Here is an 18405-nt window from a genome sequence, read left to right on the forward strand (position 1 = left end):
ACTCTGCAAGAGGGCGAAAAATCTACCAAAGTCTTATTCGGTCTAGAACGAGCGTCGATTTCGTACTTTAGTTACTGTTAGATAATATTGGCTCAAAGTTTGGCTAAACCCCTTGTAGAAGGACTTTTATTCCTGTATTCCACGAATGACTAAATTTGTGTAATTCTTTAGTCTGTGGGCTTATCCGAACCTTATTCTGCCTAGTCTAGAAGAAAGAAAAAGGTAAGAAATGCCTGAAGTGTAAAAGTGTAAAAGTGTAAAGTATTGTTGCACAAACGTTTCTTTTAGGTGCGACCTTGCAATACTTTTACTCGGTTGTACCAGTCGCAATTGGGGAGTCAAACCAATGCTACCTAACAAGGTAACTTAGTACTGGTTCGCTAGTATTGCGCCTTTAAGCTTGGATGTAAAATTTATAAATTTTGTCAAAGTAGATTTTAGAAATCAAAAACATCCTTCATACTTTAAAACAGTAATCCTACGTAAAATTTGAGGAAGGGATGCCAATGACATCTCTATTACAGCGACTAAGTGCAGAACGAAATCGCAAATTCGTGGGACGTGAGCGGGAACTGGAGCTATTTCTTGATGCGATCGCATCAAGAGAATTACCCTTTCACATTTTGCACGTCTTTGGCCCTGGCGGTGTGGGCAAGACAACCCTCATGCAGCAGTTTTTGCGGTTTTGTGAACGGTCAAAAATCTCAACTATCTACGTAGAAGGACGTAATATAGAAGCTGCGCCCGAATCTTTTGTTAGCACGTTGCGTTCGTTGATGGGATTGAATGAATCAGATTCTCCTTTACATGTGCTAGCCCAAAGACAAGAACGTAATGTAATTTTAATTGATACCTATGAAGCTATTACCCAGCTAGATGAATGGTTGCGGGAAGGATTCTTACCCCATTTGTCTGTTAATACCTTAATTGTGATTGCTGGACGCAATCCCCCCTCATCTAGTTGGTGTAGCGATCCAGGTTGGCAAGCTTTGATGCACACCTTGCCCCTACGCAACCTTACCCCAGAAGAAAGTCAAACTTATCTCATCACACGAGATATTCCCACTACACAACACCAGGCGATTCTAGAATTTACCCACGGACATCCTCTAGCATTATCTTTGGTTGCTGAGGTGTTTGCTCAGGGAAAAGAAATCTCTTTTCAAGCAGAATCTGCTCCCAATGTTGTTAAAACACTGTTGTCAAGATTCATAAAAGAAGTACCAACGCCCCTACACCGTATGGCTTTAGAAGCTTGTGCGGTGATCCGGCTGACTACCGAAGCCGCACTAAATCAAATATTGGCTGTGCCTCAAAATACTTTGGCTGGTGAGGCTCACTCTTTAGGGGAAATACTTGATGTTCACGATTTATTTGAGTGGTTGCGCGGACTGTCGTTTATCGAATCAGGGCAATTGGGTTTATTTCCCCACGATTTAGCACGCGAAGTTTTAATTGCTGACTTGCGTTGGCGTAATTCGGAATTTTACAATGAATTACACCACCGAGCGCGTCAATATTATACCAAACGACTAGGGCAAACTCAGGGACAAGAAAAGCATCGAGTGCTACTTGATTATATTTTTTTGCATCGGGATAACTCAGCGATTCGATCCTGTTTTACCTGGGGTGAGCAAAGTAGTTTATTGACAGACTCACTACGGGAAACTGACAAAACTGCACTGCTGGGGATGGTGGCAGAATACGAAGGCGAAGAATCAGCAAAAATAGCAGATCGCTGGTTGAAGCGCCAACCGCAGAATGTAGTAGTATTTCGTGACTTGCACTCCGAACCTGCGGGATTTGCAATGATGGTGGCATTGCACACAGCAACTGTTGAAGATTTGAGTGCAGATCCGGGCGCTCTTGCATCTTGGCAATATCTCCAAACCCATGCACCATTACGCCCTAGCGAAGGCGCAACTATTTTCCGCTTCTGGATGGCGCGGGACACCTATCAAGCTGTTTCCCCCACCCAAAGTCTAATTTTCATTAATTTTGTGCAGTATTTTCAGAAAACACCGGGGTTAGCATACACCTTCCTACCTTGTGCCCAAGCAGATAGTTGGACAGCAATGTTGAACTACTTCGACTTAACACGACTTTCTGAAACCGATTTTACAGTTGAGGGAAGACACTATGGTGTTTATGGGCATGACTGGCGAATTGTATCACCTGCCGCATGGAAGGAAATTTTGGCACGAAAAGAGGTTACAACTGCCGGAGAATCTGTAGATAATACTCCAGTCGGTGAACCTCTGTTAGTTCTTAGTCAGCCAGAATTTGTGGAGGCGGTACAGAATGCGTTACGTAACTTTAGTTGTCCCGATGTATTACAGAATAATCCCTTAATGCGATCGCGAAGCGTCCATGAAATGCTTTCTGGCTTAGTTAAGGAACAAGTTGCCACAAAATCAAGTGTGAACGAGAATCCTTTGGACACATTAGGCGAACGCGTTAATGCTTTACAAAATCTGGTGAAACAAGCGGTTGAATATTTACAATCATCACCGCGTGATGAAAAACTCTACCGCGCTGTTTATCGAACTTATTTAAATCCTGCCCTCACCCAAGAACAAGCAGCTGAGTTACTAGATTTGCCTTTCAGTACCTATCGCCGCCATCTTAAAGCTGGGATGACGAGAGTTGCAGATATTTTATGGCAAAGAGAAATTAGCTAATCAGCTAAAATTACGAATCTTAGTGCGAAATGATTTTATTAGGGATAATATCACAGACTTAGATTGAGCCAAAAAAGTGTTTCAGCCTGTGACAAGCTAAATTCAAAATAGCCTATTATGCACAAAGCAGTTATTAAAGAGATGAAGACAAATCGTTTCATATTTTCCTCAAAATAACATTGACTGACAAACTTATCACATACAATTAGCAATGAATTAAATGTCCAGTGACTATCTTTGACTATTGTCAGTTTTGGAAGTTTATATTAAGTCCTTAACAGGCGATCGCCCGTTAAGTGATAAATCTAGAGTGATTCATTAAGAACTTAGTTGACAGATTTTAGCTTTCTCAGTTTGCGCTTTAGTATGAAGCTGCTACCAAAAATACCAAAGGCTATTGTGCTGGCGATTGAAGAAGGTTCTGGGACATTTACCGCACTGCTACCGAGTGTAATATTGCCAGGCCCTGTGATGGTATTGGTAAAAGTACCAAAACTGTTATTGCTATTGTCAAATCCAGTAGTAACTAAAAAGTATTGATTATTAGCAGTTAAGCTCAAGCCACTAAAACCAGATGTGCCTTCATCTGGAAAAGGATCATTCCCATTGAGTAAATTAACTAATGGGGTAGCTGAGTTAAAGCTGTTCTGGTACAAGAATTGGATGCCCTGGAAATCTTGAGAACCTACAACATTATATGAGCCTGTAGTATTAACAGAGAAAGGCTGACTGTAATAAGGGACGGCAGTACCATTACTAGAAAGTGACGTGGGTGGGTTAGTACCACCTTCAAAGCCTTCCGTTTCTGGGCGGTTAAAAGTTGGTGCGTTTGTTGTGTTACCTGAATATGAAATGGTGGATGCTTGAGATGGGAGGATAACACTTACAGATAGAGCGATGGCTACGCCCAAAGCAGGCATCGCAGCAGAAGCAATAGGGATTGAACGTCTTAGCGATTCTTGCCAAAAATTAAATGAACACTTACTCAAACTCTTAAGATTGGCTGTTTGTGAAAGCTTGGTAGAGTGATGAGATAGATTGTTTTCTGAGACGATGGATTCTTTAATTGCTTCTGACATATAGTTGTTCAAGGTTATTTTTACAAAACTGAGTGATGTTTGTCTGAACACTTTCATTTAGTTCCACGGATGAGCGAGTAAAGCCTGTGAAGTAATGCCTAAGCCAATTATGGTGATACATAAGGCGCTTGCCACAGGTAACATTTTTATCCTGGGTATTTGGAATGACAAATGTTCAAATCGATCTTTGGCATAAACCAGTATTAAGCCAATTCCAGTTAGTACTGCTGCTAGACCTAAGCTAAAGGCAGATACTAGCGCTAATCCAAAGCCAACTCGCCCCATTGCGATCGCACTTAGCAACACTACTAAGGCTGAAGGACAAGGTAACAAGCCGCCGGAAATTCCCAACGCTAGTAGACTAGACCACTTCATGGAAGCGCCGTGAGGCGGTAAATGTGAATGCTCATGGTTGTGGTGATAGCGAAGCGGTAGCGAGTCATCGAGCGTCTGGTGATGGTGATGATGCAAGTCCTGGCTGTGTTGATGACTATGTACATGGTCGTGTGAATGAGAGACTTGAGTCCCTTGCAATCGACTGATAAACAAATTCAGACCAATTACAGTTACCAGTACGCCAGAGAGTACGCTTAACCAAGGATACAATTGCTCTGTCAAGATAAACTGGGATGTGCCAAGAGTGACCAGCCCTAGCGCAAATATCCCAGCAGTATGGGTAATCGTCATAATTAGCCCCAGGAATAAAGCATGTTGGGCATTACTGCGGGAACCCACCAAATAAGCACCGACTATCGTTTTTCCATGACCAGGGGAGAGGGCGTGTAAACCACCCCATAAAAAGGCGATCGCTAGAGCTATTACAATAGTCAGGAAATTATGATTTTCCTGGGTAATTAGGCTAGTAAATACATCGTTGCTTCTTCCTGTCAAAGCATTATCTAAGCGGCTGGATGATTTAACAGACGGTGGAGGTGCTTGTTCACTCGATGTCAGAGACGGATTGAGTTTAAAGGAGATTCGACGCTGGTCGAGAGGACTGCTAAGTAACTCAGCAGGGTAATCTCTCAAGCGGTTGGTAATACTCAAAGAGGTGAAATCACCTTGAATGGGAACGCCATTCGCAGCCACAGTAATCTCACGCCAGCCCAAACGCTGTGGATAAAACTGATCTTCAAACTCGATTAACTGATTCGCGCCTACTAACTCCGTTGACCCCTGAAAATTACAACTCAGCCGCAGTGTAGATAATCCTCCGACACCTGGAGGAAATTCGACTGTTGATTTGATCAAAGACAGTGCTAAAGGCTGTTTATCGATCAACAGTTCCAAATGTGAATTGACTTCCTGGCATTTTTGGTTGGGGTATCGAACCGTCTCTACAGGTTCAGCTTTGCGATCGCGATTAGTATCTAAGTGATTAATTTCCTGAAAAGCCGGAATCTCTGCCATGTCTAGAACATAATCAATCCCCACACCATCGGTTGCTACCTGCACTCCTGCGTAGTGATTGATGGTAAAATTGCCTAAAGGATGGGCATCCGCCTCCGGCATCCAAAATAAACATATTGCGATGATTGCAGTATTCCAAGCCAAGTAATGTAGCAGCTTTTTCATAAAGAACTCCCTATAGTTTTAGGAGTGGGAAAAGAGACAGAGGGTACTAAGTTAGCCAAGACTTGACGAGCTTCATCAGCATACTTGTGATGAAATTGAGGATTGAGGCTAACAGCTTGAGTTAGTCGCTTTATTGCTTCCTGACGCTTACCTAAGTGAAACGCAATCATGCCAGCATGAAATTGCAGCAAAGCATCCTCTGTTCCGAAGCGAGTTGCCCGTTGTGCTGCCTTTTGCGCTTCTTGCCATTCCCCATTAGCCGCAGCTGCCCAAGCCAAAGTATCCTCTGCATATACATCGTCTCGCACTGCTACTTCACTACGGGCAATCTCTAGCGCCTCTATTAAATGAATTCCATGTTCGGTGTAGTAGACTGCCAAAGCGCGATCGTAGATTCCTTTAACCTTGCTCAGGTAAGCTACTACCCCGATTAAATCTTCAGTTTCAGCTGCGCCTTTTTGGTCGAGAAGAGCTAGTTGAGCATCAGCCTTATACCCCAGCGTTTCTACCAACGGCATCAGTTCTATACCCTGGTTTGCGATATTTAGAACATCCTGCCATCGATGCTGTGCCGCATAGAGGCGCGCCAGTCCTGTAAACGCAGCTATATGGCGTGGGAAGAGGTCAAAAGCTTCCCGATATCGCTGCTCAGACAGGGCAAAATCTCCGGCTGCAAAAGCCAGATCCCCAACCCGCACATGAAACCAAGCACGGGTTTCGGCGCTCGTCGTGTAGAAAGAGTCCATCTCCTGCATAGCTTCATCTAGCAGTTGCCGTGCCGAGGCTAGATTACCAGTTAACTCTAAGTAACGGGCGGCAACTGCGTTATGACCAGAGTTAGATTCCTCCTGTGCAAGGTTTTGCAAGAGTTGATGAGTTGTTTCATAGTCACCCAACTCCATCTGAATGGATGCCCTAAGCGAGACAATATTGGGATTATCAACAGATGAATTATTTAATACATCTAAAGCTGACCGAAACTGATGTTGAGATAGTAAAGCTGATGCTAGGAGCATGGAAGAAACGTCATTATGGCGCGGCTGTAGTGTCAGGGATCTACGTGCCGCTTGTTCTGCTCGTAACACATCGTCTATATCTCCAATTTCTCGAAAACGCCTCAAATATTGATCGGCTAACAAACGTAGAAATATTGAGGAATCGGGAGATTGGGCAACTTTCTCCTCATAGACGCTGATAATATGCGATCGCTGTAAATAATCGGGGAAGACTAAATCTGACTGCTTTCCTGGTAATATCTGCCTGGAATTTACAGTCAGCAGTTGCACAGCAGAGGAATATGTGCCTAACTTACCATTGGTGTAGCCTAAACTTAGCGCTTGTGTATCACAGGGTCTTAGTAAAACCAGTAGGCTAGTCAGCACTAACACCCATAGTATTTTTAGATGCATAAACCTTACAAAGGATTACCTAAATAAGGGAACTCAGAAAGAAAGTTAGCATTATTAGGCGCAACATTATCGCTAGTCAGCCCCGGAATTTGGCCTGTAGAAATGCCTGTAACTGCATTACCAAAGACAACAGATGCAGTCACATCAATTACGTCATCTTTTGGTCTTCTACCACCAAAATTTTTGCCTAACTGAGTCCCAAAATAACTACCGCTAGGTTTAGAAAGGTCGGCTTGGATCACATCAGGAATCGCCACTGAGATCACTGCATCGGCTATACCTTGAGGTCTACCGATCGCTTTGACAAAGGCTTGAATGAATTGGGATTGATTGCTAGCGTCTTTAGTTGGTGTCTGAAGATTACTATTATTATGAGCCTTAAAGTCCATAAAAAGTTCATTCAGGGCTGGAACTGCTAACCGCTCAATCTGAGCAAAATTCCCGTTTCTGAGTCTAGGAGTTTTAACACTAGTTGTCATCCAAGCACCAATCTTGCCTTTACCAAGCAGTTTCCTGGGTAGCTCGACAATAATTGAGTGGACATTGAATGGGGCCAGAGTGTCTTTTGCTTGTCCAGGTGGTCTAAAGGAAAGAACTTGGAAGGGAGGACTGGGATTAGGCTGAAGGCTATAGTTCCGATCCGGGATGATTTTAAAGAACTGTTCCAAATCGAAAAAGAACGGGTCTTTGCGTGTCCCAACAAAGAACTTCATGCCGTTATATGCGGCGAATGTTTGGTTGAGTTGCCCTGTCCAACTGACTGGAAGCAAAGCTGACTCTGTTCCTACTGTGGTTGGACGACATGGGCCGCGGACTGTGACAGTTTGCTGTGAGCCTTGACCATTTATATTGAATTGGAGTACGACATCTTCAATACTGTCGCCAGTGTTATCAATCTTGAATTGATAAAGAACATTTGGATCGAATGGTCTTTTTTCACCAGAAACGATCAGAGGGTCGAAATCCATCACTAAGACAACATTTTTGGGGTCTGTGGGACTCTCAAACACAAACAAATCTGTGAGATCCGCAGCAGTCAGCTTAGTGGCTAAAAAAGTTGTGTCTTGGTGGTCTGAAGCCAAAGCTTTAGGGGTTGCATAGATTAGGACTACGAGCAAAATAGCGACAAATGCCACTATGGGACGAAAAAAACGAGTAGCTTTAGTCCAATATAGCGATCGCTTGATGGAAAGAAATACCATATTTTGGACTGCTTTCTCTATGAGTAACCTGCCTTCAGTTGCTATAAAAGAGGTGATACTCCGAGCATTTATTCTCATAGTTGCCCTTCTTGAGGTGTTTAGCCCCTACTGTTGGTGTGGAAATAGCAAGTTTATTTGGATTTCAAAAAAGACTGCGGATATTACCGAAGCGCTTCACAGCTTATTTGCTCTTACTACTCACTTTCCAGACTAAAACTTGCTCATTTCTTGCTCACTTTTATAATTTCCAGATTTCGTAATGTTTAGATTACGGTTATAATACATTTTTCTGGATTCCAGGTATGTTGTTCGACCCGCCGCTATTTAGTAGAGGCAGTGCTTCGCAAGAAGGAGAAACGTCGAGTCTATTAAAACCCTTGTCTATATTGATTTTCAGCTAAGGAATGAAAATTCAATTCTTACTTTTTGATTACTCGTTAACTATATATATAGTTTATATACTATATACATTTTATATATTTCCTGCTGGTCTACCTGTTTTCACCTTTTCTAAACTCTCAATAGCTCGTATCAATTCTTCGTCAGATAAAGACTGGAGTATATGCAGTCCAGCCCGAATGACCTCGCTTTTTGTGGCATTGACTGCTGACTTTAAGCATCTTTGTCTAATTGTTGCGATTAATTCATAATCTCCAGACGGTAGCGTGAAACTATCACGAATCACTTTCTCCTTCTTTTCTGGTTGCAGTGCATCTTCTTTCTGCGGTTGCTGCAAGTTTCTGGGCTGACTAGAAGCCTGCTGTGTTTTCTCCTCTAACAAGCTTTCCGCCTGCTGAAAACGGTTTCGTACAGCTTCGTCTTCTGCCCTTAATGAACTTGTTAAAGCTGATTTCATGCTCTTTTTTGTCATAGTTTTTCTAGCAAGAGAAAAAACTTCTCTAAAAGTAGATAAACTATTATAACAATATAAATTATTAAAACTATATATATAGTTTATTCTATTTTTCCTGACATTTTTTATGCAACAATAGCAACAACCATTTTACCCATATAAAAACTATAAATAGTTAAAACGGTATAAACGGTTTTAACTATTTAAACAGTTAATATTATGACAGCCAAAATCATTGCTGTTGTCAACCAGAAGGGTGGCTCAGGAAAGACAACTGTTAGTATGCAGCTTGCTGGTGCGATTGCGCGGCGCAGCAACAAAGTCCTTGTGGTTGATGCAGATCCGCAAGGGACAGCTACACGTTGGGCTGCCTCCGCTCTTGACGAAACCCCCTTTCCTGCTGGCGTAGTAGGGCTGAGTGCTGCCAGTAACAAAGTCCACCGCGAAGTCAAAAAATTTATTGATGATTACGACTACATCATTATCGACTGCCCCCCAGCAGCTGATTCCCCTGTCCCGCAAAGCGCGTTGCTGATTGCAGACCTAGCTCTAGTGCCTATCATCCCTTCGCCATTGGATATGTGGGCTGCGGTTGGTATTCGACAGGTTATCCAGAATGTCAGTGATTTTAATGATGCCTTGCAGTCCCGGCTTGTCTTGAACCAGTGTCAGCCAAAAACTACCTTGGCGCAGGAAAGTTTGGAAGTCTTACCAGAATTTGGGATTTTGTTGGCTAAGACGCAAATACAGCATCGGCAAGTTTACCGCCAGTCTGCCGTGTTCGGTCAGACAGTCCATAATTTTGGCAACAAGGCTTCAGCCGCCATTTCGGAAATAGAGAGCCTGACCAACGAGGTTCTAGGAATACTGGGCGTTAAGCGTCAAAAAAGTAATAGTTAAAACTATTTATATAGTTTTTATCGTTTATATAGTTTAGATTAAACTCAGGTGGTAGCACTATAGTAAAGTTAATCGTCAAACCTAATTTCTCTTCAATTCGGGGTAAAGTTACAGAAGTTGTCACCAGGGGCAAAGTAGCTCGTAAGTACTACGAAACAACCGTTTCAGCTTTGATGATGATTTAGGCTAGCGATAATTGAATTAATGGATAAGATTGATCAAGCAATTTCCGGCTTGACAATTGTGTAAACACAGGGGGAACAATGACAATTAAAGAACAGATTACCCAAGAACTAGAAAAATTACCTGAACCGCTATTACAGGAAATTTTAGACTTTGTTCAGTTTGTACAAACCAAACATCAACAAATCGGCATATCTGCAAATAACCAACCAGAGGAACCACTTGTAGCAGAGCATACTTTAACAGGTTCCACTGCCCAAGATTTATTAGAATTTGTGGGAAGTTGGTCAGGTTCCGATATTAGAGAATGCCTGCAACTGGTTCATTCTAGTCGTATGCCACTAGAATTTTAATCATGTATCTACTTGATACTAATCACTGTTCCTTCTTGATAGAAGGTGTGCCAAGTGTCGCCAATCACTTGCGTTCGCTTGGTCAAGTACAACTGGCAACTAGTGTCATTGTTGCTGGTGAGTTGCACTTTATGGCGCAAAATTCAGAACAAAAAGCCGCTAATTTAATCAAAATAAATGCGTTTTTGCGCCGAATTAACCTATATGGAATCGACAAAGAAACGACAGAAATTTACGGTGATTTTAAATCAGAAATTATCAAGCAATTTGGGCCGAAAGAAAAAAGTAAACGTAGAACAACTAAATTAACTACTATTGGTATTAGTGAAAATGACCTCTGGATAGCTGCGACAGCTTTACGTCACTCATTGATTCTCGTTTCATGTGATAGTGACTTTGAGCGAATGCGACAAGTACTAGAATTTTCTTTGGAAAGTTGGGTTTAAATAAAACGGGCTTAATTGTGCTAAAAAATAAAGATAGTCAAAATTTAACTCCGGCGGCTCAAGATTTTTAAGTCTTTTCTAAATCAGTTCTGATATTGAGTCACTCATCTGCTTTTGCAAGCGCTGGCGGTTATCATCATATTTCAAAACCGTCTGCACTTGGGCGTGTCTGCTAAAGCGCTGGGTAGCACGGTAGTTCCCATTGTTCAAATCCAATACTGTAGTAATCGCACTGTGGCGGATGCGATGGGGTGACATCTTCTTAGTAATTCCGGCTTGCTTGCATAGCCCATCTACCAGTCGCCTGATTGCCTCCCCGGTTAATCTGTGTCCATTCTTGTGATAGGCCAGCACCGTAAAAAGCGGGTCATTACCCCGTTTTTTCTTACTTGCCTTAATCCAATCAGCGATCGCCGTTGCAGTTTTGTCTGATAAGTCAAGAACATCCTTCTGGCTACCCTTGCCTTTACCCAGGATTGCAAGAGTTTTCTCTTTGGCGTTAAAGTCACGCACATTTAGATTGACTATCTCCTGACGACGCAAGCCATTATCCCAAAGTAACCGCATAATGGCATAATCGCGCTTGCCCTTAAGGGTACTGCGGTCAACCAACGCTATGACTAGGGCATAGTCCTCGGCTGGAATGCCCATTGTGTCCCGGTAGGTTTCGACTTTTTCACCTTTGACATCATCTAGGGAGAAATTGCAGACCCCTAACCGTCGCCCCATCTCCACCATTGACTTGATAGCACTGAGGCGACGATTCACCGTAGCTTCTGCCAGTTTTTTCTTGATGAGGTGCGCCTTGTACTTGAGAACCACAGCTACAGCGTGACGCTGTTCCAGGTGAAGGAACTCTAACACTAAGTCCCGGCTGGGTTCTTTCTTGGCAATGAACAGGAAGAAATCTTTCAGGTCTTTTTGGTATTCGCGTTTGGTGTTCAGCGATCGCTTATCTCCAATCAGCTGCTGAATTACATCAGGATCATTCTCTAAGGAAAAGTCTTCTCCGATCGCCAACGCCAGCGAGTTTTCTAGAACACTCAGATTTTCAGGGTGGATCGGTGTCATCGGTGATAGAGCAGCAGAGGTTTGGGAAGTTTAATGCTATTTCAACATCTTAGTTGAAGAGAGGTGTTTATTACTCTAAGTGGTGCGAAAAATCCTATTGTCGCACTATCTTGCAACAAGGGGGGAGTGGGTCAGGGGCGAGTTCTTGTCAGCTAATTGACATTGATTGAGGGTGATTCAGAAAAATTAAATTAGATGAAAGTGTAAGCACGGACGATCTCTGTACGTGATTTGACGGTAAATGAACAGAGAGTTAACAAAGCGCGAACACCATTATCCATCGTTCGGAGTTAGGGTGTTCTAGCGCGTGTTTATGAGAGGTAGGGATTCAAGTTTTTGATATCAATATTGCTATCAAAAATGTCTATACTCGCTTCTATTCCTTTGGTTGAGTCAGTTTTTAAAGTTAATTTTGTATTCAATGACTGAAATCACAGATAAATAGTGATTTATATTACATCCATTTTAGTAAAAACTTGCAAATAATTATGTATAAATATTTACTAATAATTATTTGCGAGTATCCTTGTTACACTATTTAGTGGTTATGTAAATGATTTTTTTGAGAAAAAAATCGAAACAATCATCATTATTTATAATATTTTGCTCGTTTTGTATATCATTAATACTCGCATTAATTCATACTGTATTTACAATAAATATTATTTTTAGTATATTCGGATTAACTTTATTTTTATCAGGAATATTTTTAGAGTTAAGAAATAAAATTATAGAAAAAACTCAATTTAGATTAGTGCCGACAAAGCAGATAATATCAACAGAAAAAAGGACAATTGATACAAATGGTGGTAATTATAATGAAACCATTGGAAGAGATTATGTTGATGATGATTCTGTAACTAACAATATTAAAAATATTACTATTGGAAACAGAGAAGTAGAAATCAACCCCAACTATATTGTTGATACATTTGATGAATTTAGAGATATTTTAACGCAAAGTATAACTCAAAGCTCAAATGCTTTAGAAGCAATATCAGAGTTTGCAAAGGAATTAACTGAAGAATTACGCAAACATCCAGAAGTCAAAGTTTGTTTCGGTGTAGATGAAAATATTAGCGTAGAAGAATTATTAAATAAAATTTTTATAGATTTGCTAAATAAAAATTATGAGCAAAGTAACGAATCTTATCCAATTACTCGGATTACTTATGACCAAATTAAAAAGATAAATAATTTTAGTAATTTAGCATATATAGAGCAATTTGAATCCAATGGGAATGGCGAATATGATCTCTTATATAGAGGATATACTGTTCACTTATTTCTAGATCAATCTAAATGGTGGCTTTATAGAATTAGAAGAAGTAATTCATCTATTTTTGAACATAGTAATACAAGACGCTCGCGCAATATATACTTTGCGATTGGGAGAGCTATTGACCAAATAGAAAAAGAGATTGAAATAAATTGGAAAAATAGTATGAGTAACCCTGAGTAAACTAGATTTACTACTAAGTAGTAAATTAATCCATATAACTGCAAGTTTACCATCTTATTCAAGTCTGATCGCCTTCCGAGGTTATACCAGCGTTGCAAGTCTGCACCTATTACCATATAAGGCGGTGAGTGACTTGCCTAATTGTCTACACTCGCTTCTATACCCCCGGTTGATAAAGCCTCAATATAATTCCCCAAAATAGATTCATTATAATTGCCGCCGTTTGTATTAATATTCTTAACGTAATTAATAATGTTAATTATGTTTTTATCAGTAAATAAATTACTATTCATAATATTTTGTAGACTAAAAGGTGCTGCCTTAAATGCTGTGATTTTACCCCCTGCATGACCAAATTTTGAACCATAAAGTGACCGAAAGTTAACGTAATTTCAAGCTTTTGAGCCAATCAACAACTTAACTTTATGAATCAAATTATGTCCGCGTGTTTTAAATGTGAACCATAATACAACCAAAAGTTTTATTTTTAGACTTGGTAAAAAATGCCGAGCAAGACACACTAATTTAGTCGAAAATTTTAAACTTTTGGTCAAAATATGATTCAAAATGTCCACAATATGGTTCAAAAACACGTTTAGTCGAAAATTCAGTGATTAAGCGATCGCCCGATACTTGGTTTTAAAAGCTCTCGATCAAGAACACGTACAAATGAACTATAAAACCCACGTTGCCTCCTGGAATTAGGTTTTGACGTTTTTGGACTACATTTATAACTTTGAAGTATATGTTGGTTCTTGGCAACTTTTGGTGATCTTGGTTGAGACAAGGCAGAAGGCAGACGGCAGAGGGCAGAAGGAAGGAGAAAGGAAAAATTTCCACAATTGAAGCTCTGCTTGGATTATAAAATATCTGCATCACTTGAAAGCCGTCAGCGATCGCCCCAAAAGGTCACAAGTCCCACGCCCAGATAACAAAATGTTTTAAAACCTTCTGCCGTCTGCCTTCTGCCATCTGCCTTAAAGTGCGTAACTTTCAATGATCACCAAAATCTGACAAGAACCTATATGTTGGTCTAGTGCGGAGTGAAGCGTATCGTGTCCGTTTGGTCAAAATATGGTTCAAATCACAAATGCTGGGCGTTGCTCATCAAAATTTGTAATGATTACTCCACTATATTGACTCACATAAAATTTAATCCAATCACAAGCTATATCTAGCTCTTCGTTAGAATGAGCATTACAATTGGCATAAGTTACTCTTTGGTTCAATTCATTTTCTATATCAGTGTTAAGGCTGGAAGAGTTACTAGTAAAAAAAACCATTGGAGTAATCTTGATTGGCTCTGCTAGTCTATCTGTAGAAACCACCTGTAAGTTATCAACTAAAACGTATATTTGTGGAATCCTGCTCATGTGTATAAAATGATTTTCTAAAAAATTGGGTAAAAATTTAACTTTGCCGATGATATTGAAATACAATTTGTAGTCATCAAAATCAATTTTACTTACAAGCCTGTCAGGAATAGCAAGCGGTATACCTGAATGACAATAGTTATCTGAAGTCGCAGTGCATAGTAAACATTCTTGATTTTCTACTGTCACTGGCTTAAATCTTACAGAACCCACCCCCCCTTCTATCATGTGAAATTTACCATGTGGGTTATAAAATTTAATGCCTTTTTCTTCACGAAGGTAATGTTTAGCATCCATTCTTGCTCTGAAAGCATCTTCTGTATGATATAAACCGGGAGTACGTGGAAACCAATCAACTATCCGAAAGCCTTCTAATATCAAAGACTTAAAAGCAGTATTACGTTCGCGTAGTAACACTTTCCAAAAATCCTCATTTGATTTAAAGCCAAAATCAGTTCCATTTTGTTGAAAATTACCCGGCTTTTGCAAATTTGTATTCTTGAAATGTTGTAATAAAAAATTGATTACTTGTTTCGGAGGTAGTTCTGCTATTACTTTTTGCATATTTTAATTAGCGTTAGAAACAATAGTGAACCCTAGCTGATTTAAGAAAAGACTAGCAGATAGCCGAAAATTAGTATTATCGGCGTTTCGTTCAATGTTAATAGGTTTTGATTATAACCTTCGCCTCGTGAAAGAGTTGTATCTTCCTATTTCCGTTTGAACTCCATTTGAGCGAAGTGGTCTTGCAGCAGTTTGTGGATGAAGCGGTAACGACCACCAACACGCTGGAGGAATAATCGCTCGGTGCAGTAGTCGAGGAAACGGGCATAGTTCCAGGGGATGAGTTTGCTTTGGTAAAGAAAAAGATGCAACATAAAGTGTTGGGCATAATCGTCACTCATTCCAAGCATTCCAACAAGCAGGAATTGCACCCCGAATAATAGCCCCAAAGACAGCCCTCCAAACAGCCCTCCAAACAGCCCTATAAACAGCCCCAAAAAAGACCATGAAGGTATCCCAAGAAGAGGCAGCCCATAAATTAGTCCATTCATCATTGTAAAAAGTCCAAGAGGCAGCCCCATAACCAGCCCAAATATCAGCCCAAAAGACAACCAACACACTAGTCCATCTGTCAGTCGAACACACAGGCAGCGCATCATCAAAATCGGGAGACGCATCAAAGCAATCAGTCCACCATTCGGTCTAGCATTCAGCCCACCGCTCAGTCCAACACCCATTCCTAAAATCAGTCCAACACTCAACCCAGGCATCCACCCATAAATCAACTCAACACCTAGCCCTCCTACAAACCCACCAATTAGTCCAACAATCACCCAATACTTCTTTTGTTGATCAAGCGGAAGTATATAGAACACAATGTAAGGGGGGATCTCCCTAATCAAAAACTCTGTTTGATTAACCTTTTCCATTTGCCATGCCAGCCAGATTAACCAGTGAAGAGTCTGTCTGGGCGTAGGTGGTATGCGCCTGCGATAGGGACTGCTCTCAATCTCAAACGGCCGATGCAACATTTGCTCCACATACCCATCCAGCAAGTACTGAAGTTGATCGTTTGCGGTCTGCAATTGCTGCCATTGTTCCGTTGTGTTTTGAGGGTAGGTAAGTACTGCTATACTGAGTAACAAAGGGGTACGCAGGAACGCTAACAATTCGGGACTGCGGGCGATCAAGTCCCATAACTCCTGCCGTCTAACCTTGGTCAGGTAGTTCTGAATTTGTTGATCGCTCAACCCTTTCAAGTAAACCGCCCCGTTTAATTGCAGAGTAGTCTTGTAGTTCTCGTACTCTTCAATCCGGCTACACACCACCGCATAGCGCGGTGCAGATTCTCCAGCCAGAAAGCCATTGATCTGCCGAACACATAAATTCTGCCGTTCTGGAGCCACCTCATCCAATCCGTCCAGAAGGGGCAGCACAACTTGTTCTGTTACCCACTGCTTCCCTATCTTTTTGTCAAATCCATATCTAGTAGTCTACCAAGGGAACTTTGCTAAGTAAAACCTCTAATTGGTAAAATAGCCAAAAACGGGGTGTAATATGGCAAAAAAGTACATTGTTGACTTGAATGAAGATGAAGTTTCTCAGCTACAAGCAATAATTAAAAAAGGTAAGCACAAAGCAAGAACCATAACCCGTGCAAACATTCTTCTGATGGCTGCTGAAGGAGAAACGGATCAAGCGATCGCTAGCATAGTTAGAGCGCATGTTGCAACAGTGCAACGAATACGAGAAAAATTCGTCATTGGAGGGTTAGATTTTGCTTTAAAGGATGAAGTTCATCCACCAAAACCTAAAAAGTTAGATGAAAAACAAGAAGCATTTTTGATTGCAACAGCTTGTTCTAATCCACCAGTTGGAAGAGTACGTTGGACAATGCAATTATTAGCAGATCATTTAGTGAACGTTGGTATCATAGATTCAATCTCAGATGAAACAGTACGTCAAACTTTAAAAAAAATGAAATCAAGCCTTGGTTGAAAGAACAATGGTGTATTCCTGAAGTTAACGCAGAATATGTTTTCCGAATGGAAGATGTGCTGGATCTATACAATGAGCCTTATGATCCTAAACGCCCTGTAGTCTGCTTTGATGAACGTCCATACCAATTAGTAGAAGAAGTAAGGCTTCCTTTGCCACCAGAGCCGGAGCAGCCTGAACGTTATGATTTTGAGTATAAACGTAAGGGGACAGTAAATTTATTTGCATGTTTTCAACCCTTGGCAGGCTGGCGGCATATCGAAGTTACAGAACGTCGAACTAAAGCCGATTTTGCTAAACAGATGAAAAATTTAGTAGATGTTTGTTACCGAGATGCTGATGTTATTCGTTTAGTAGTTGATAACTTGAATATTCATACGCCCAGTGCATTATACGAAGTTTTTCCACCAGAAGAAGCACGTCGAATTATTCAAAAATTAGAGTTTCACTATACTCCTAAACACGCTTCTTGGCTGAATCAAGTAGAAATTGAATTATCTGTTTTATCTCGCCAATGTTTAGAACGGCGTATTCCTAATGCAGAAACATTAACTTCTGAGATTGCCGCTTGGGAGAAACAACGTAATCAGCAAAAAGCTAGTGTCTATTGGGGTTTTCAAACCAAAGACGCTCGCCGAAAAATGCAGCGTTTATATCCGAATTTAACCTAGCAAAGTTGGCTTGGCAGACTACTAGGTTTAGATTTCAGTTCTGCCACCAACCAATCAGTTAGAGATTGGCGGTCATCTTTCCATGAGGATAAGTTTAATAAAACCGGAACGGGATAATCAGGGTGTTCTTCCGCACGTTTGATTAAAGCTTGTGCTAGTTCTAATAGTGTGGTTGTTTTACCTGCCCCTGGCGCACCTAAAATTAACAGTTTACCTGCAATTTCTTCAGAATCAAAAACTTCTAAAATTGTTGTGGTATCTGGGAGAGGTTCAGCAGGCTTTAAGCCAATTTTTATCTCAGCATCCCAAGGTCTTTTTACCTGCTGGGGTTGCGGCTCTTTACCCAAATTAATCAGCACGGTCTTGTGTAGAGATTGCCTTAACCGTGCTGTAACTTCTTCCTTAACTGCGGCTAATAGTAACCGCTCGTTCTTGGGTCTGGCAGGGTTGCCTATTGGTGTTGTCTGCTGACCACCTAGAATATTAAAAATATTTTGAAAAACATTACCTTGAATATAGTCGCCTTCAATCCGTTCGTTATAATTACCTCCTTCAGTATTGATATTGCGGTTTTCAGGCGGGTTCGGCTCTTCCATATTTTTGCATGAGCTAAATTTTCAGCCTAGAAGCTGCGGGTTGGTAAAC

General features: G+C 40.9%; 15 protein-coding genes. 6 read left to right on the plus strand and 9 right to left on the minus strand.

Annotated features, from left to right (window positions below; all coding sequences use genetic code 11):
• Positions 1 to 506 precede the first annotated feature (506 nt).
• Positions 507 to 2681, plus strand: coding sequence for an ATP-binding protein (locus GTQ43_RS34085; RefSeq protein WP_265277168.1), 2175 nt, complete (start codon positions 507 to 509; stop codon positions 2679 to 2681).
• Between the two features lie 326 nt (positions 2682 to 3007).
• On the opposite strand, the gene GTQ43_RS34090 is transcribed toward GTQ43_RS34085, so the two are convergent.
• From GTQ43_RS34090 to GTQ43_RS34110, 5 genes are all read right to left on the minus strand, one after another.
• Positions 3008 to 3760 carry a hypothetical protein gene (locus GTQ43_RS34090; RefSeq protein WP_265277169.1) on the minus strand — a complete coding sequence of 251 codons (753 nt, stop codon included), beginning with the start codon at positions 3758 to 3760 and terminating at the stop codon, positions 3008 to 3010.
• Between the two features lie 57 nt (positions 3761 to 3817).
• Entirely contained in the window at positions 3818 to 5335 is a 1518-nt protein-coding gene (locus GTQ43_RS34095) for a nickel/cobalt transporter (protein WP_265277170.1), read from the minus strand.
• Positions 5332 to 6744 carry a tetratricopeptide repeat protein gene (locus GTQ43_RS34100; RefSeq protein WP_265277171.1) on the minus strand — a complete coding sequence of 471 codons (1413 nt, stop codon included), beginning with the start codon at positions 6742 to 6744 and terminating at the stop codon, positions 5332 to 5334. The genes GTQ43_RS34095 and GTQ43_RS34100 overlap by 4 nt, the downstream gene beginning before the upstream one ends.
• Before the next feature lie 5 nt (positions 6745 to 6749).
• Positions 6750 to 8024, minus strand: a complete 1275-nt coding sequence (locus GTQ43_RS34105; RefSeq protein WP_265277172.1) for a DUF4331 domain-containing protein — start codon at positions 8022 to 8024, stop codon at positions 6750 to 6752.
• A 394-nt stretch (positions 8025 to 8418) separates the two neighbouring features.
• The gene (locus tag GTQ43_RS34110) at positions 8419 to 8802 is read right to left on the minus strand and encodes a hypothetical protein (RefSeq protein WP_265277173.1); all 384 of its coding nucleotides are present in this window, start codon (positions 8800 to 8802) and stop codon (positions 8419 to 8421) included.
• A 216-nt stretch (positions 8803 to 9018) separates the two neighbouring features.
• Here GTQ43_RS34110 and parA point away from each other — a divergent pair, with 216 nt between their 5' ends.
• The 3 genes from parA to GTQ43_RS34125 all read left to right on the plus strand — a co-directional run bounded on the left by parA (position 9019) and on the right by GTQ43_RS34125 (position 10681).
• Complete coding sequence (gene parA / locus GTQ43_RS34115) at positions 9019 to 9699, plus strand: ParA family partition ATPase (protein ID WP_265277174.1); 681 nt, start codon at positions 9019 to 9021, stop codon at positions 9697 to 9699.
• A gap of 263 nt (positions 9700 to 9962) precedes the next feature.
• Positions 9963 to 10235 (plus strand): DUF2281 domain-containing protein, encoded by a 273-nt coding sequence (locus tag GTQ43_RS34120; protein WP_265277175.1) that lies wholly within the window; start codon positions 9963 to 9965, stop codon positions 10233 to 10235.
• A gap of 2 nt (positions 10236 to 10237) precedes the next feature.
• A complete protein-coding gene (locus tag GTQ43_RS34125; protein WP_265277176.1) occupies positions 10238 to 10681 on the plus strand; it encodes a type II toxin-antitoxin system VapC family toxin in 444 nt (147 codons plus the stop codon).
• Between the two features lie 78 nt (positions 10682 to 10759).
• On the opposite strand, the gene GTQ43_RS34130 is transcribed toward GTQ43_RS34125, so the two are convergent.
• Positions 10760 to 11752: a tyrosine-type recombinase/integrase gene (locus tag GTQ43_RS34130; RefSeq protein ID WP_265277177.1), complete on the minus strand. Its 993-nt coding sequence runs from the start codon at positions 11750 to 11752 to the stop codon at positions 10760 to 10762.
• 553 nt (positions 11753 to 12305) lie between these two features.
• Here GTQ43_RS34130 and GTQ43_RS34135 point away from each other — a divergent pair.
• Entirely contained in the window at positions 12306 to 13214 is a 909-nt protein-coding gene (locus GTQ43_RS34135) for a hypothetical protein (protein ID WP_265277178.1), read from the plus strand.
• A gap of 1079 nt (positions 13215 to 14293) precedes the next feature.
• Here the strand turns inward: GTQ43_RS34135 and GTQ43_RS34140 are convergent.
• Together GTQ43_RS34140 and GTQ43_RS34145 are read right to left on the minus strand one after the other, a co-directional pair.
• Positions 14294 to 15151, minus strand: a complete 858-nt coding sequence (locus GTQ43_RS34140) for a hypothetical protein (protein ID WP_265277179.1) — start codon at positions 15149 to 15151, stop codon at positions 14294 to 14296.
• A 146-nt stretch (positions 15152 to 15297) separates the two neighbouring features.
• Positions 15298 to 16527, minus strand: a complete 1230-nt coding sequence (locus GTQ43_RS34145; RefSeq protein WP_265277180.1) for an NACHT domain-containing protein — start codon at positions 16525 to 16527, stop codon at positions 15298 to 15300.
• 121 nt (positions 16528 to 16648) lie between these two features.
• Between GTQ43_RS34145 and GTQ43_RS34150 the strand changes: the two genes are divergently transcribed.
• A protein-coding gene (locus tag GTQ43_RS34150) for an IS630 family transposase (RefSeq protein WP_414859172.1) occupies positions 16649 to 17760 on the plus strand; the annotation gives its coding sequence in 2 pieces (ribosomal slippage) (positions 16649 to 17069 and positions 17069 to 17760; 1113 coding nt in all).
• On the opposite strand, the gene GTQ43_RS34155 is transcribed toward GTQ43_RS34150, so the two are convergent.
• Positions 17757 to 18356: a hypothetical protein gene (locus GTQ43_RS34155; RefSeq protein ID WP_265277043.1), complete on the minus strand. Its 600-nt coding sequence runs from the start codon at positions 18354 to 18356 to the stop codon at positions 17757 to 17759. The genes GTQ43_RS34150 and GTQ43_RS34155 overlap by 4 nt on opposite strands.
• Between the last annotated feature and the right edge of the window lie 49 nt (positions 18357 to 18405).

Source organism: Nostoc sp. KVJ3 (assembly GCF_026127265.1).
GTDB lineage: Bacteria > Cyanobacteriota > Cyanobacteriia > Cyanobacteriales > Nostocaceae > Nostoc.